Source organism: Homoserinimonas sp. OAct 916, from assembly GCF_003260275.1.
Lineage (GTDB): Bacteria > Actinomycetota > Actinomycetes > Actinomycetales > Microbacteriaceae > OACT-916.
This window is the reverse complement of the sequence record NZ_QJHB01000063.1, coordinates 1-383: the sequence shown is the minus strand read 5'-3', so window position 1 is coordinate 383 and position 383 is coordinate 1. Positions and strand designations below refer to the sequence as shown.

Annotated in this window: 1 protein-coding gene; it reads right to left on the bottom strand. The window is 48.0% G+C overall.

Annotation, left to right across the window (positions count from 1 at the left end; all coding sequences use genetic code 11):
* Nucleotides 1–115: 115 nt before the first annotated feature.
* The coding region (locus DL891_RS17625) for a hypothetical protein (RefSeq protein WP_232819247.1) at nucleotides 116–383 on the bottom strand (268 nt) is incomplete at its 5' end.

Sequence of the window (383 nt, the reverse complement as noted above, 5' to 3'; positions counted from 1 at the left end):
GAACCTTTAGAATTACAAATAGAAGGAACGAACTGAACTGAACTGACCTGAACACGACCCATTTTTATGTACAGAGAGATTTTGCCGATGTAACAAATTCAGGCCTCCCTTTGATTTACTCACTTTCGTAATCTTCGTCATCCCCGAATGAGAAAACAGAGGCATCAGCAGCCATTGCCTTGAACTCGCTTTCCGAGCTAGGGACGGTTCCCCCCGCGACAGCAGTCTTGGGCTCACTAGCAGCATGAACCTGTGTGGAACCCGTGTTTCCTATAGAAACTTGCTTCGTGGCTTCTGTCAAGCTTGCTATCTGATCAGGCTTGGACTTAGCTTCAGAACTGGAGGTAGTGGTGTTGGTGACGCTTCTGCCTGCTGCCGAAGAA